The following is a 14,158-nucleotide window of genomic DNA, read 5'->3' as shown; positions in this document are numbered from 1 at the left end:
TGGTCTGCATTCGTTTCGGGACGACATACGAAAGCCCTCGTTGGCTGAGCATCTCCAGAATGTGCTGGCTGTCGAACTCACGATCCATCAGTACGTTATCGACGTGAACGGCGTCTTGAGCTGAATCCAGCAAATCCTCCACTATCTCTTCCCGTGATTCACCTCTTCGCACAGGACGAGCATCCAGCACAATCGGGACAGCATTGCCGACCAGTTGAACAGTGGCCCACTGATAGGCGTACTCGTCGGTCTGCTCCTTCGTGCCGATGATTTCGTCCTCGTGACCTACCTTACTTTGCTCGGGGCAATGGCTCCGCTCGCTTATCGAGGATGGTGTCTCTTCCTCGTCAAAGGTGAAATAAACCTCCTGCAGCCTCAGCCGCAGCGAAGTCTGGTGAGAAGACCGACAACAATAATTTTGTTTGTGACAAACCACCGAGTAGATGCCCTCCTCACGACGTCGGTTTCTTGGATTAGCCGCCCTAGGAATTACCGGGTCAGCCGACCTCACCGGTTTCAATACGACGGAACACAGAGACAGCCAATCACCCTACGACTGGCCGATGGGCCGATTCGACCCTCCCGGAACCGGGTACAACCCCACAGTATCGGGTCCAAAAGATACCGTGACAGTCGCGTGGACACACCGGGCACCGAACTGGTTTCGGGGAAGTACCCAACCGATCCGCTGGGGAAGACGCTGTATGTCGGTGGTAATGGACTGCTCGCACTCGATACCGAGACTGGGAAGCGGCGATTCAGCTTTCAGGGAGCCTATCACTCGAGTCCAGCGATTGCTCCAGCCTCGACCTATCAAACTAAGACACTCGGGATAACCGGGCCAGATGGCATTTACGGGCTCAACGCGAATGGCGGACGAAAAGTTCCTTTAACCGAGGTGAGAGCAGGTGGCGAGCGATGGACAGGACCACGATCACCTGCGCCTGGGTTCTTCGGGCCGGCCGAGTCAACAACCCCGGTAACTGCAAACGAGACGATATACACGGCAATCCCCGAGACGAACTCGGTTATAGCACTGAATCCGAACAATGGAGATGTTCTGTGGCGGCGAACACATCACAAAGACGAATCCGTCAGTGGGACCTACAACAGACCTGCAGTGGCTGACGGCATCGTGTTCGTCACTGCGTGGCCGCACCAAGCCACTGCATATCGTGCTGATACTGGTGACCAACACTGGCACCGTGAGATTAGTGAACAAATGGTCCTTCCACCAGTGGCGACAGACGAGGGCGTCGTCATCCCAACACGCGAGACAGTCCAGTTGCATGCCCGGTCTGATGGCTCGCTCCTCTGGAAACGTAACCTCGACGGGAATGCGGTCGACAGCACGCCAGCAGTAGCCAACGGGATGATTTTCGTTGCCGATGAGCGAGAGTCACTGCACGCGCTCTCGCTGGCAACCGGCGAGACACAGTGGACAGCACCGTTCAACGGAAAGACCACGCCGGTCGTCGCTGATGATCGCGTCTACGCTGTGGACTCTCTCTGGGCGCTGGAGGCGTTCGACATCGCCACAGGTGCGAAGCAGTTTGAGTATCAGCCTTCAGAAGTACCCCTCTCGCCACCGATTGTCGGGGATGGCATCCTGTATCTGGCCAATCGTCGCCGGATTCTCGCACTGGAGGAAGCATAATGTCCGGAGAAGAAAGGGGCGGGAGAGAGACAGATTCTCCGGTCAGAGACCAATCCCAGACGACTCGACTGTCCACCCTGGGAGTGCTCAAGTCTGCGCTTGAACGCATTCGTCGTGATCCGGTGCTCGCTGTCCCATTCGCCGTCGTTGGTGTGCTAGTCGCACTCGCGGACTGGCTTCGCCAGCACGATCCGATTCCGGTAGCATCAACCGACGCACTTAGTCAATCGGTCAGTATCCAATATGCAGTGCTTCCTCAGGGTACTGCACGAACGGGTCGACATGTTGGTGCATTGGTCGACCTCAAGACACAATATCTCTTCTGGGCTGTCGGGCTCGAAGTCCTCGTTCCACTCGCAGTCGGAATCGCCGGCTGGCTGACGATCTCACGGGCGCTCGATACAGATTCTCACCTCTCTGGGCTGAGTAGATATCTTATCGCACTGGTTGCGATCGTCTCGATCCCGCAACTGCTGGGTGGTTTCTCGGTCGATATCAATAATCTCCTGCTCGGGCTGGTGCTGTTAGCGATTGCCCTGTTCGTCCTTACTCGTCTGTTCCTGTTTCCTGCGTTGCTGGTCACCGGAAATGGCTTCGTGACGGCACTCACAAAGAGCTATTGTCAATCACGCGGTCACGGCATGACTTTTGCCGGCCTCATCATCGTCATCGGTCTGGCCTACTGGGGCCTCGCAACCGTGCCGGTAGCCGGCGGGTTTCTGAGTACAGCGGTTGTAGCACCGATTCACGCCATCGCGATTGGGACCGTCTTTTCAGCCGACTTTCATCGCACAGCGTCGACCCCAGTCGGCCGGCTCGAAGCGAGAGATGCACGCCTGAACGGGAGTCGGTAGCTGCGTTCCTAAGTGCTCCCGCTGTTGCGGATTGCTACCAGCGCAGCACTCAGGCACAGGTTGAGAAGCCACCGATTCCTCCATCTTCCTCGAAGGTCAAACTGTGTTGCTGACCTGTTCTGGGACACGTCCGGATTCTTGTGGAGACGTGCGTTTCGTTATCGTCGATCTTTTCGACAAGATACACCGTCACGTTTCCACGTGTCCACCCATCTATCGTGGTCGTCACCGTCTCACCGGGAGCGACGGTGGTCTGTTGCGTGGGGATGCCATCGTCAGCGAGCGTCACGTTCCGATCGCTGTCTGGCCAGACTAACTGTGAGAGAGTCTTGAGCCTGTGTTCGCCATCTCTGGTTGTAACCTCGAAGTTCATGTACATCGCTTCCTCTCTGCTCTCGACAGTGTAAGCTGACACCTGATACGCTGTCGTGTCGTTGTTTTCGACGGTCAGTGTGGGTTGGGAGGGCCCAGAGGCGGTATCATACAGGACATAGCCACTCACGAGCGCCAATCCGAGGAGGAGCGCAATCGTTCGACGGGAGACCATCCGTGCGGTTCTGTTCCTGCAGGAAACAGAATATGATTCCGATTGTCTAATCCGAGAGCCACTGTCCGTGACCGAACTGTTGTTCCGGATTCAAAGCAAAGCTAGTCTGGAGCAAGCAGTGCACGCTAAGTATGAACCACAGAATAGGGAATTGTGGGCATGTCATAGAAAGATTCCCACGGAGTTCGTGAGTCTATCAGTACAGTGGAGCAACTGAGTGGACCGGCTCGTTCTTGGCAGTAGCTTTTTTCATCAATGTGATGTGTTTCTATGCCTCCACAGTCGCAGTTCACACGATTTCTGAAACAAAAAGAAGGCGGTTCGCTCCGACTCGTTGTCGAGTTTACTGACGATCAGGGTGTCATACAACTCTCCACAAGGCATTGATTTCAGACAATGTGGCCTGAATTGACCACACAGTTGAGCGTGCGAATGTAACAGTCAGTTCGATAGAGTTGTGACGGAAAAAATATATTTCAACCAGTGTTTCGTCCGTGTATGGACTCCCCGCTCTCCCGCCGTCGAATGCTCCGACTTTGTAGTGTGACGAGCATCGCAGCGTTCTCTGGCTGTCTCGCTGACCCGGGAGACAACGGTGGCTTACTAGAGATTCTTCGCGCAGATGCACCAGACGGGGCCACGGTGACGCCGTCAGGTGATGAACGACTTCGCTCCGTCGAGCCGATTCAAACGACTCTCAGCCGTGCAGCGGAGCGTTCGGTTGCCGACGAGCGCCTGGACAGTTCGGGGTTTTCTGAGGTCAAAGCGGCGCTCTCTCCGCTACCCTTCTATGAACGTAGCGACCTGCAGAACGACGGCACTCTCCCCTCTGGAATATACCTCCGTCACAACGGCTCGACGTACGTCGCCTCACTGTGGCCCTACTGTACCGATTCGATTCTCGGAAGCGCAGAGAGTGAGCGAGGCGACTACGGCCGGGGTGGATGTTTAAATCCCGAGGAGCGTCCCGGCGACTCCTAACGGGGCTTATATGACCATCGCCCCTCGAGTTCTGCAAGCTACGGTCTCGCTGAACAAACGTGAACGAACCGCTATGGTGCAACCCTTGTCGTGTTAGACCCACGCTCTGTATTGAGCGGGCGGGGGAGAGCAGAACGAGTATGCGAGCCGTTGTATGACACCCTCGACGATACCTACTCTGTCGAGTACGTGCGGGAGGACATCGCTGAGAGCTACTCGAATGACGAACTTCGCTTTATCATCGATGACGCATGCGAATATGCAGATATCACCCATTCAGATACCGTGATAGAAGCGGCAGAGGACCTCCACTGTCAGTCGTCTGCTTCAAGGATATCGTCTCTCCTGTGTTTCCACAGCACAAGCGGACATGCTTGTCACCCTCGATCCCACAGTAGTCCAGAATTTGCACAGTTTTGCATCCGCATGTACGAACTTCCGCCCAGAGTAGCCGATTAAAGGGCACACCTACTGAACAGTTGATCCGCCCCAATCCCTTTGGGATCTCTCTGATCTGCTCATGCCATATGCATTGAGATGGCTAGTCTCAACTACTGTCCGTGTATGGGAGTTGAGGCTACAAGGGGTTTAGCGGGGCTACAATGCGTTATTTGGCCGAGTTGTCAATGAAAAACCGCTCGATAATAGCTCAAATCGTACAGCGGTGTCGATCGAAATGCAAGCCAGTCGATATATTGAACCTTTGTAATCGAGAAACACGTCGCGACGTAACGTCTACGTTGCCGTCATCTGGCTATAGCATTGATATAAATCACATTACTTATGCAGAAGATTGGCTCACTACCAGCGACAGTGTGGGTAGCGCTGAATACATGGCATCTGTGATTCTCGTTCTCGGGATTGCGCCGCTCGCGGCGCTGTTCATGTCGTTCACAGTCGGGGCGAACAGTAACTCGGCTCCCGTTGCTCCCGCCGTCGGAGCAAACGCATCTCGGTTCTTCGAGCGGCCCTCTTGGTCGGAATCGTGGCTGGGCTCGGAGCAATCCTCCAAGGAGGCAGTATCTCCGAGACCATCGGGGAAGACCTCGTGACCGGTGTAACGATCACGCCGCTCGCCGCCGCAGCAGCCTTACTCACCGCGGCAACGCTCATCACGATCGGGAACACCTACGGATATCCGATTCCATCGGCGTTTACCGTCACGGGAGCAATGATCGGCGCGGGCATCGCACTCGGTGTGGATTCGCTGTCGACGAGTACGTCGTTATCCTCGGATTCTGGTTTGCGATTCCCGTCGTTGAGAGTGTCCTTGCCTACGGACTCGCGCGTGGCTAACCAACAATGTCTGTCAATAGCCGTTTTGGTTGGATAGCGCTGTAGATTGGTTTTCAACTTAGTCAGCACAATGATGGTAGCGACCGAACCGGACAAAAAAGCCATTTCAGCACCCCTATAACATTTTATCCCGGAATATAGGATTTAAAAAATCCCCAAACAAATATATAGTCAATTATATAACATTTGGGTATGAGCACCAAACAGACTCTACAGTCGGAGATGCTCGGGCGCAGTGTCACGTTCGATTACTCGGAGACGTGGGTCGGTTACTCCCTGTTCTTCATGCGTATCGTGATGGGATGGACGCTGTTCCAGGGCGGAATCACGAAACTCGTCACGTACATCGACGGCGACCCCGCGAACAACTGGACTGCGGCAGGGTTCTTGCAGAACGCAGTGCCGGCAGGGAACCCATTTACCGGCTTTTTTGCCTCGATGGCGGGGATGCCGATTATTGACTGGTTGAACATGCTCGGACTGACCTTGACCGGCCTTGCCCTCTTGCTGGGCGTGTTCGTTCGGTTCAGCGCGTTCTGGGGCGCAGTGATGATGCTGTTCTACTGGCTCGCCGCGTTACAGGGCGGACTGCTAGCTGGCCTTCCGGTTGCCCACGGCTGGGTCGTCGACGACCACATGGTCTATGCTGTGTTGCTGTTCGGATTGGGTGCGTTCGGCTCGGGCCGCATCCTGGGCCTGGACAGCTACATCGAAGATTTGTCGCTCGTACAGAACAACAAGTGGCTCAAACTCCTGCTGGGCTGACCCGGAGGGTACCGGGCCATTCACAAGCAAAAAAGGCGATTTCAGTATCCATCTCGCTTTTTGTACCGCCTAGAGAGTGACACTTCGCACCGCGAGCACAGCCACTACAGATACGGCATCGAGTAGTTTGGAGGGGTACTACCAGCTGTTGCAAATACAAGCTCTTCATGCAGTATTCCGCGTGGTCTTTTCGTGCCGAGTCTTTCGTCTGAGTTATCGCATCCGGTGAGCTTCGGCCTTTTTGCATTCTGGCCCGGCTTCGCTCGCGATCGACCAATCCGGGTGTGTATCACCGCCCGTTTAGCGTTTGACCACCGCTCACAGCAGCACTGCGAACACTGGGTAGGAAACGGCAACTGCCAGCGAGGGTGTCAGGACCCACATCGTGACGATCCGCTTGGCTGCCGCTGGGTCGAAGAGGCTCCGCTCGTCGAGATCGGCCGGCCCCTCTGCACCGATATCCGGAACATCCGGGACCTCTGACCCCTCCGCGGGCTCTTCGTGTCGGGCGATGTCTCCGATGGTCGGACTCGCAGGCGCCTCCTCGGCGCGTGACGTAACCAGCGCCCCTGTGGCGACATCGAGCTCCGACTGTTCGGGCGTCGGGGTGGCTAATTCGGAAAGCGTTGCAGCCCGACTCGCCCGCCCCCAGCCAAGCCCGATAATCGCAGAGGTAGTGCTGACCGCGAGACTCGCAGGGATTCCCAAGTATGAGAGGATCGTGATGACCGTCCCACCAACGACAGAGACGATCAGCGACGCAAGGATCGGGAGTTCCGTGATGTCGTCTCCGACCGTCTCTAGTGTACGCCGAGCGATGGTGAAACTCCCCAGTCCGAAAGCTACCACCGCGAGCAGGACTCCTTGGTCGACGGTAAGGGCGCCACCTTCCCCGACGAGGGGCGCAACGGCGTTCGCTGCGTTCGACGCGCCCGCCGAGAACGCCATATAACAGCCGATGAGGACCACCGAAAGTGACCCGACAACGTCCTGTGGCGACGCGTTCTGGTTCAGATATGGGCGTGGAATTGTCCCTGATCGGTCAATCTGGACGAAGTGGAGATCGAACTTCGTAAACGCGACGTAGCGGTCGAGATACGGGTAGACGTAGCGCCCGACCACGAGCCCGATGGCGAGGCTCACCAGTGGAGCGACGATCCACGCCGAGACGATGACGAACATCAGCGCCTGATTGAGCGTGCCCGAGGCGAGACCCAACCCCACAATGGCACCGACAGCCGTCATCGATGTGGAGGCGGGAACGCCGTAGAGATTCGATATCAACAGCGACGCGCCCGTAAAAAACAGAACCCCGACGCTTGCAATGGGCGTGAACTGGGCTGCCGGCACGATACTGCTGCTCATTGTTGCGATGACGTTGCGCCCTACGGTCCATGCCCCGAGGAAGCCAAAGCCGACGAACAGAACTCCCGCAGTCGCCTTTCGAACGAGGCGTGAGCCCACCGCCGGCCCGAACGCCACGCCTGTCGACGAGCCGCCGATGTTGAAGCCGACGAACACGGCGACAGCGATGCCGGCGACGGTTAGCAGTGACACCATTGTGTGGGTCAACGAGTCCGGGCTTTCAAATAATCCCCGACGTTCTTCTGCGGTGGTGTCTCGATGGTATCACTTGGTCCGAGTTCCAAGCGTTCATCCGCAGTGCTATGCTTAACGAGTCCGATCACCCGCCTCGTAACTCTGCACGTTCTGAGTACAGAAAGTGTCAATTTACTCTAATAGACGAGTCTCCACCGGGAGTAGCATCCAAGCAACAGGCTTCGAGACGGAGTAGAAGGCTTCCCCGGAACAAATCGAGCCCATCGCTGACGTTTGTCATATAGTCATGCGGGTCCGCGCCGTCAAGCAGGGCATCAGCGGCGTGGTTGGTGTTCCAGCGCTCGCCCCGGTATGCATCGTCGTGACCGAGGATGAGCGTCATGTGGCCATTGTCATCAAGGTCAACCAGTAATCGCGCTCGTTCCGATGTGCAAGTTTGCGATCAAGATTGATTGCGGTCGTAGTCTTCCCGAAGCCGCCCTTGAGGACGCCGACACTGACTGCGCGAGGGGTTGACTCATCACCCATGACTGCCTGAGCTGCCTTAGGTGACTTAGCTATTGCCGCTTAGCCATCTAAGGTGGCTTAGGTAGATGGGGTGGCTGGTGTGGGAACGCAAGCTGGAGTGGATGAGGTACCTATTACAGTGGCAACAGTGAGAAAGCTTCCCCCATTAGGGGAAAGGAGGAAGCGCGTCAACTTCACAAGACATCCCACCGGGTTAGGGTGAGTAGCTGACACTAACCGATAGCGGTCCTATATCGACACCCGGCACTTGATTTCTTATAAGATGTATCATAGGAACAGCAGGGTAGCAGAGAACCGTTATGCGATAGAAAGACTAGTTTAGCGGTGCTTGTGCTTCCAAAGCATCACTACGAGATTAGCTACAAGAGTGTGATGACACCGCGAATCAATATTTAGTGGCCAAGAATTCTTGATCACGAAAGCCAAGTCTTTGACCCAACCCCTCGGGTAAGTAAAGTTGCTGTCTCTCAATTGTAATGTATAGCTGGGCTATGGAACATACAGACCAACCCCTCTCCCAGACTGGATCCAAAGTGCCTACCAAACACTCGAGAGAGCGTACGCTTCAGGCACTGATGAACTCTCCAGAGCTGAAGCGCATGAGTTCCTTCTGACTGAGGACGAGCATAGTGAGAAGCAAGCCGATGCAGTATACGCGGTAGATCGTCTTCTAAACAGGGGGCTGGCTCTACGAAGTCAATGGCCAATTCCACAAAGCCGAGTGACACAATGCCGTTGGCCATGTCTATGAAATTGCTAACCAACAATCAGTTGTATCTATCTTGTTTATTGGTTAACCCACGTTACAGTTTTTGTCACTCTCTCAGCTGGAGGTTCTAAGAGGTGTCTAACTCAGCAGAAGGCGGTAACGACGATGCATTACTGGCCGAACTCGCAACCTATCAGAACCGAAAGCTCTTGCTCTAGCAGCTTGCAACAGATGGACGTACGCTCTGTGGCATCCAGTTCATCGTCTAGGAGCGCGACATGCAGGCCGCGCCCGTCGACGAACAAGTCCAAGCCTTCGTTGAGGATATGCTCTTGGACGGTGAGATCCGTCCAGAGTATGATTCAATGGCTGACTGGGAAGCCCTAGAAGCGAACCACGGCGACACTGCCGACCAGTACCTCTCGATCTAACGCCGCCTCAGAGCGATTTTGTGCCGCCTCACTGGCTGGAGGCTTTCCAATATGTTGCCTACAGCCGAACCACCGTTCGACCCGATCTTCGTCGAGGAACCGCCGCTCAGTCCAAACTACAAAGAGACGATTATCGACAACGTCGGCTTGCCATTCTATGCTGACGTTGACCGTCCAGACGAAGCGCCTGCTGACGAGCGCGAGCGAACCATTTGACCTCGCGGAACGAATCCTGCGCGCCGGCGGCGTCCGAACTGGCTTCGGTCATCACGAGGAAGTCAGGACCTCGATGGAATCGTGGGCTCCCGATGCCGGTGAAGAGTCCGACGCTGACTCCGGCTACTGGCGCACTCACGTTCTCTTGATGTCTCCCAAGGAGATGAACTTCGGGCAGCTAAACGGCGAACCCGAGGAGAGGTACAAGAAGGCTAAGACAGTGCTTGCGTGGGCCAGAGAGTGTATCGACAGCGACACCCGGAAATTGAGCGATCCCAAGCGGAGGATATCAGACAGGCGTGGCGGGACGCAGCAGAGGCCGAACTGACCCGGCGTGAGATCGAGCAGTTTGCTGAGGACCCGCCGGACGAACTCGATGGCTGGACGAAACTTGACGCCGACCACGACGCTGTCAAGGTGGCCTACGTCGCCGACAATCACGGAACACCGTCGGTTGCAGCTGTCTTCGAGAGTGCTGACGGCGAGTTGAAGACGCTTGAGTTTACGTTGGAGGACTGGAAAGAGAACGACGGCAATCCTCGTGAGGCAAGGCCGAATCGGTACTGTGTGACGACTGACGGCGGCGGGGCCTATGCCCGTCTTCGATCCCATTTGTTGACTTTCGAGGTTGAGCAACTGAAGCGACTCGAAGTGTAGGTTGCTCCAGCGGACAGGTGGTGCAGTGAGTATCCACACGAGCGGAGTGAGTGCGGTATCCTGAACGCGAGCGAATCAAACACACACCCGAGGCAGGAAAAGGTCGGTTCGCAGACTCTCTGAGCGTCACTTTCACCGAGAACAGCGTCTGACCAATAGAGTTCAACAGTGCCACTGAAGCTACTTCTCGGGCATCCACGCCGGCCGGGTACCGTCGCGTTTCCGAACTCGGAAACGTCATATATTGTTTGCCGAGTGAACTTATTGTTCCCTCTCGTGATGTTGAATTCTGCGATGTATCCTTCCTCGGCAACAATGATGTGCCCGGTTGCGGTATTGGATGGGACAAAGTCAGGGTTTCTGATACCAGTCACAGTGTATCTGACAGCTGTCGTCCCCTCAACGATGACAGCCTCTGTCGCGTTTACTTCGAGACTCAGCAAGGGCCGTCGAAGTCCCTCGTGCGAGGCGACACGGTCTCGTTCCCAATCCTCGCCGGGACGCAGGTCCAGTTCACCTGTTATCCGATCATACTTGTACACACCATTAGCGGTATAATATGTGTGTGAGTCCGTATCGAACCTCGTATCGACAAACTGTATTTCGGCGGTGCCAGCATCGGCATCGAGCGTTCGCACTATCGTGCGGTTCGTGCCTCCGCTGATAGTAACCAACCGGCTTTTGCGAGAGGTATTCTTCACTGTCGCAGAGTGCGTTTGCAGTGCAGTAGAGACGTTTGAGGCTGTTATTCCCTCTTGAGACCACCCTGGTGGATAAGAAAAGGTCTCCACCGTCGATTCGGGTGTCGGGGCCTGTTGACCTGTGCTAGGCACCCCAGCACAGCCAGCCAAGAGGATGACAACGACCAGTGTTACCGCAGGGAGTGAATCTTGAGGGCGGTTGACCATATCAGCACAAATTAGCTACCAGTAAAGATGATTGTGATAGCTCTCTATCAAGATAAGCAATGTATTCGAGAGAAGTCCGTACAGATTGGATAGCCGAATTTGGCCGAAAGTCGGCTACTAGTGCTCAGAAAGCTGGTCTACCTTGCACCTGGTTCACTCGCTTTCGCAGGTGAAAAAACTAGATTCAACGATTGGTATCACAGGCATGGGACCCATTTTTTTACCCCAGTCGGGTGAGGGGCATCCAATGAGATCGCCCTGACAAACCATGGCATCGAAGACCAGCAAAAGCGGTCAGACCAGAGAACAGGACTCAATAACCGAATCCACCGACGCGCAGTTTCCAGAACTCACAGTCCAAGCCGAAGGGACTGCAAACCGACTTCAGCGCGTCAACACCTGCCTCTCCGTCAGTGAGTTCGTTCCAAACCTGACGTGGGATAGTTATGTTCGAAAACTGCGATTTGAGGAGCGTGGGTTGATGGATAAGTGCAAGATTCAGCAGCGGTGATGCGTCCGAGACTACAAGCTCGTTATTCGGCATAGTCAAGATCTTCGGCAAGTTCAGTGTCGGTGTAATGACGTGGGATTTCGCGGTCTCCGAGTAATGCTTGGAACTCTCGGTGGGATAGTTCTGCCAATGCACGCGCTTTCCCGAACGAAAGGACATCACGTGCGTACAGCGAGACAGCCAACTCTTGTTTCATGCCTGCGGCCGTTCTCCCTTCCGGAATTTGGAGTGCCTCATACACCTCCTCGTCAATTTCGATAGTAGCCATACTCGTCTGTTGGATAACCCGATTATTGAGCGTTTGGCCGCTCTATCTGAATAGGAAGAAGTGTAGTTCCGTCTGTGCGATCCACAGCTACTGTATTGTCAGTTGAGAGGGCAATTTAGGGACGATACTACTCGTTTTGAACGTACACAACTGAGTGCTACAACACCACGGACTGCTGGCAAGTATGACGACCAGTGGTCAGTACAGTGAGGTTACCAACCGGAAGCTGTAGAGAGAAGCGTCCCGAAAAGAGCCAGACAGGCAGCACCGATATTCAGAGCCAGCATACTAGGTAGAAACAGTAAAATCATCAGGGTCGGTTCGAAGCGACTGATACACAGCGCCAAGAACCAGTCCACACCCACCAATAGTCATAAGCAATATTGAGATACTCCAGTCTCCAGCAATAATTGAGCGCACTGCTGGGCCTCCCAGTGAGGCACCGACTATCACGAATGCGGCGTTATAGATATACAGGCGTTGCATACCCGTTATAAAGAGTGGTAATCCCAGTGACAATATATCTTCGATACATTTGCAGTCTTATTGAGCAGACATTTCTCACCCTCAATGAATAAGGAAACTGTACCACAGCAGCTGTTACTCCGGCAGTAGTCGGTCTAGAACAACACTCGTCCCATCCTCTGTCCGGGGCACTGTATTCTCCAGCAGATGCTCATCGCTTTCGTTGACGTCGAGGATACCAGTTTCGACGATGCGGGGGCCGTCCTCCCACTCGCCGGTGAGGGTCAGACACAGCTGGCCGTCGACTTGGCCACCAGCAACCGAGATCGAGTCGACTGTGTCAGGAAACGAGACGGTTTTCCAGCCATCGGGTTTCCGGACCCGGAACTCGGTTATTACCTCCTCTTATCTCAGCAAAAGACATCAGCGCTCCGCTTGGTCTAGACAGTTTTGTGTCTGACACTACTAAGGGGCGTTGTTAGCGGACATATTCATGAACGGGCTCGGGAGCGGCAAGGTAAGTGACAGCAAGAATCCGAGATAGACGCGCGAAATCGTTGTGCCTGCGTCCGCTATGGTTGTTGCTGAAGCCAGCCCAGACATGGCTGTCTAAGAGCACCTAAACAGAGTGGTTGAGTTAATCCCAGTACGAAATCCCTGTCAAAGACTCAGGACATTGGCGCCACCTCCAATTAGAGGTTATTCAGATTGGCGAATTCTAACTCCTCTTCTGGATACTGGTATGTGGACAGGTCCTCCTCTCTGCAGTGCTTGCCCAAGTTCGCTGGCGTGACCTCCTCTCCTTTCGGTCCCTCATACACGACAGTAACATCGTATCCATCTACCCCAATTACGACTGCATAATCAGGGTCATCATGGGATGATTTGATGACGTAATCACCCACTGTGAATGGATTTTCGGCGAATTTCAGATTCTCGTGCTTGTACGTATAGAGGCTGACATCTTGGTCATCGCAGTATGATGAGAGTATGGCTGGTGAAATGTCTCTCCAGTCACCAGGTCCCTCATCGAGTGAACTCGGGAACGCTACCCTGACTGCTTCCCCGTCTAGTTCTTGTCCGTACAATTCTACCTGTGTTTCCGGAGGCAGGACCTCAATCACAACCCCGACTGACGCATCTTCGTCGTCACGCTTTTGCACGCGATCTCCTGGTTGAAATGGGTTTTCGGGAGTCTGGTTCATGTTCGCTGTGTTCGGTCCAAGATCCTGAAGATCATTCATCGGCCGAGTTGCCAAGTGTTCAAGTTTCTCAGGAGAGTTACCAGAGAACTGTGCCTCTGTCTCGACTTTTGATTTGAGCGTCTCAACGTGCTCCCACCCGAGTAGAATTAGACTATCTTCGTTGTCCCGATGCCAAGCCATGACAATGATATCATCTTCCGAGTCCTTCTTGACGAGGGTTTCTGGCAGGAAAGACGATACGTCTCGGGACGTTTTCACGTCGATATTGTAGCCAAACACTTCGAAATCATGCCCAGAGTAGCTCTCAGGGTTGCATCGTCGAATCGCATCCTCGTTCTCCCACTCCCACATCTCCGCTGGGAGGTACTCTCGACAGAACTGCTCAAACGCGATTTCTCCAAGGTTTCCGATACGCTTCACATCAACATTATCTGCGCCCTGCTTCACCGCTTGATGATGAGCGCGATCTCTATCTATTTCGTCAGGAGTAAACTGATACACACGTCAACCAGCATACTCAGTCCGTATGAATATTCCCCTGAATTCACTCTATGAGTCGGGGACAGCGTAGGTATGGAATTGGCTTACTGGACTCTGTTG

General features: G+C 54.6%; 12 protein-coding genes and 5 pseudogenes. 9 read left to right on the top strand and 8 right to left on the bottom strand.

Features of this window, described 5'->3' with window-relative positions; translation table 11 throughout:
• Position 1 precedes the first annotated feature (1 nt).
• Positions 2-292: pseudogene (locus ACODNH_RS21725) on the bottom strand (transposase); the annotation flags it as partial.
• Between the two features lie 15 nt (positions 293-307).
• Here ACODNH_RS21725 and ACODNH_RS21720 point away from each other — a divergent pair.
• The 3 genes and pseudogenes from ACODNH_RS21720 to ACODNH_RS21710 form a co-directional block, all read left to right on the top strand.
• A pseudogene (locus ACODNH_RS21720) lies at positions 308-1,207 on the top strand (PQQ-binding-like beta-propeller repeat protein); the annotation flags it as partial.
• A gap of 15 nt (positions 1,208-1,222) precedes the next feature.
• Positions 1,223-1,657, top strand: coding sequence for a PQQ-binding-like beta-propeller repeat protein (locus ACODNH_RS21715; RefSeq protein WP_434531741.1), 435 nt, complete (start codon positions 1,223-1,225; stop codon positions 1,655-1,657).
• A 293-nt stretch (positions 1,658-1,950) separates the two neighbouring features.
• Positions 1,951-2,511 carry a hypothetical protein gene (locus ACODNH_RS21710; RefSeq protein WP_434531595.1) on the top strand — a complete coding sequence of 187 codons (561 nt, stop codon included), beginning with the start codon at positions 1,951-1,953 and terminating at the stop codon, positions 2,509-2,511.
• A 49-nt stretch (positions 2,512-2,560) separates the two neighbouring features.
• Here the strand turns inward: ACODNH_RS21710 and ACODNH_RS21705 are convergent, their stop codons facing one another.
• Positions 2,561-3,058 (bottom strand): hypothetical protein, encoded by a 498-nt coding sequence (locus tag ACODNH_RS21705; protein ID WP_434531594.1) that lies wholly within the window; start codon positions 3,056-3,058, stop codon positions 2,561-2,563.
• Positions 3,059-3,556: 498 nt separating this feature from the next.
• On the opposite strand from ACODNH_RS21705, the gene ACODNH_RS21700 reads away from it, so the two are divergent.
• The 3 genes and pseudogenes from ACODNH_RS21700 (at position 3,557) to ACODNH_RS21690 (ending at position 6,100) form a co-directional block, all read left to right on the top strand.
• The gene (locus tag ACODNH_RS21700; protein WP_434531593.1) at positions 3,557-4,039 is read left to right on the top strand and encodes a hypothetical protein; all 483 of its coding nucleotides are present in this window, start codon (positions 3,557-3,559) and stop codon (positions 4,037-4,039) included.
• Between the two features lie 833 nt (positions 4,040-4,872).
• Positions 4,873-5,332: pseudogene (locus ACODNH_RS21695) on the top strand (inorganic phosphate transporter); the annotation flags it as partial.
• Between the two features lie 195 nt (positions 5,333-5,527).
• Positions 5,528-6,100, top strand: coding sequence for a DoxX family membrane protein (locus ACODNH_RS21690; protein WP_434531592.1), 573 nt, complete (start codon positions 5,528-5,530; stop codon positions 6,098-6,100).
• Between the two features lie 318 nt (positions 6,101-6,418).
• Here ACODNH_RS21690 and ACODNH_RS21685 read toward each other — a convergent pair whose 3' ends face one another.
• The 3 genes from ACODNH_RS21685 to ACODNH_RS21675 all read right to left on the bottom strand — a co-directional run bounded on the left by ACODNH_RS21685 (position 6,419) and on the right by ACODNH_RS21675 (position 8,188).
• Positions 6,419-7,660: an inorganic phosphate transporter gene (locus tag ACODNH_RS21685; protein WP_434531591.1), complete on the bottom strand. Its 1,242-nt coding sequence runs from the start codon at positions 7,658-7,660 to the stop codon at positions 6,419-6,421.
• A gap of 166 nt (positions 7,661-7,826) precedes the next feature.
• Positions 7,827-8,042 carry a hypothetical protein gene (locus tag ACODNH_RS21680; protein ID WP_434531590.1) on the bottom strand — a complete coding sequence of 72 codons (216 nt, stop codon included), beginning with the start codon at positions 8,040-8,042 and terminating at the stop codon, positions 7,827-7,829.
• Complete coding sequence (locus tag ACODNH_RS21675) at positions 8,039-8,188, bottom strand: ParA family protein (protein ID WP_434531589.1); 150 nt, start codon at positions 8,186-8,188, stop codon at positions 8,039-8,041. Before ACODNH_RS21675 ends, ACODNH_RS21680 begins: the two co-directional genes overlap by 4 nt.
• Before the next feature lie 843 nt (positions 8,189-9,031).
• On the opposite strand from ACODNH_RS21675, the pseudogene ACODNH_RS21670 reads away from it, so the two are divergent.
• From ACODNH_RS21670 to ACODNH_RS21660, 3 genes and pseudogenes are all read left to right on the top strand, one after another.
• A pseudogene (locus ACODNH_RS21670) lies at positions 9,032-9,328 on the top strand (hypothetical protein).
• A 51-nt stretch (positions 9,329-9,379) separates the two neighbouring features.
• Positions 9,380-10,201 (top strand): annotated as a pseudogene (locus tag ACODNH_RS21665) (hypothetical protein).
• Between the two features lie 1,176 nt (positions 10,202-11,377).
• Complete coding sequence (locus ACODNH_RS21660; RefSeq protein WP_434531588.1) at positions 11,378-11,620, top strand: hypothetical protein; 243 nt, start codon at positions 11,378-11,380, stop codon at positions 11,618-11,620.
• 22 nt (positions 11,621-11,642) lie between these two features.
• Here ACODNH_RS21660 and ACODNH_RS21655 read toward each other — a convergent pair whose 3' ends face one another.
• The 3 genes from ACODNH_RS21655 to ACODNH_RS21645 all read right to left on the bottom strand — a co-directional run bounded on the left by ACODNH_RS21655 (position 11,643) and on the right by ACODNH_RS21645 (position 14,059).
• Positions 11,643-11,888 carry a UPF0175 family protein gene (locus ACODNH_RS21655; RefSeq protein ID WP_434531587.1) on the bottom strand — a complete coding sequence of 82 codons (246 nt, stop codon included), beginning with the start codon at positions 11,886-11,888 and terminating at the stop codon, positions 11,643-11,645.
• A 600-nt stretch (positions 11,889-12,488) separates the two neighbouring features.
• Complete coding sequence (locus ACODNH_RS21650) at positions 12,489-12,749, bottom strand: hypothetical protein (protein WP_434531740.1); 261 nt, start codon at positions 12,747-12,749, stop codon at positions 12,489-12,491.
• A gap of 296 nt (positions 12,750-13,045) precedes the next feature.
• Positions 13,046-14,059 (bottom strand): hypothetical protein, encoded by a 1,014-nt coding sequence (locus tag ACODNH_RS21645; RefSeq protein ID WP_434531586.1) that lies wholly within the window; start codon positions 14,057-14,059, stop codon positions 13,046-13,048.
• Between the last annotated feature and the right edge of the window lie 99 nt (positions 14,060-14,158).

The organism is Haloarcula sp. NS06, from assembly GCF_051122755.1.
Classification (GTDB): domain Archaea; phylum Halobacteriota; class Halobacteria; order Halobacteriales; family Haloarculaceae; genus Haloarcula.
Note: the sequence above shows the minus strand (reverse complement) of the source record. Positions and strands in the feature narration are given on the sequence as shown.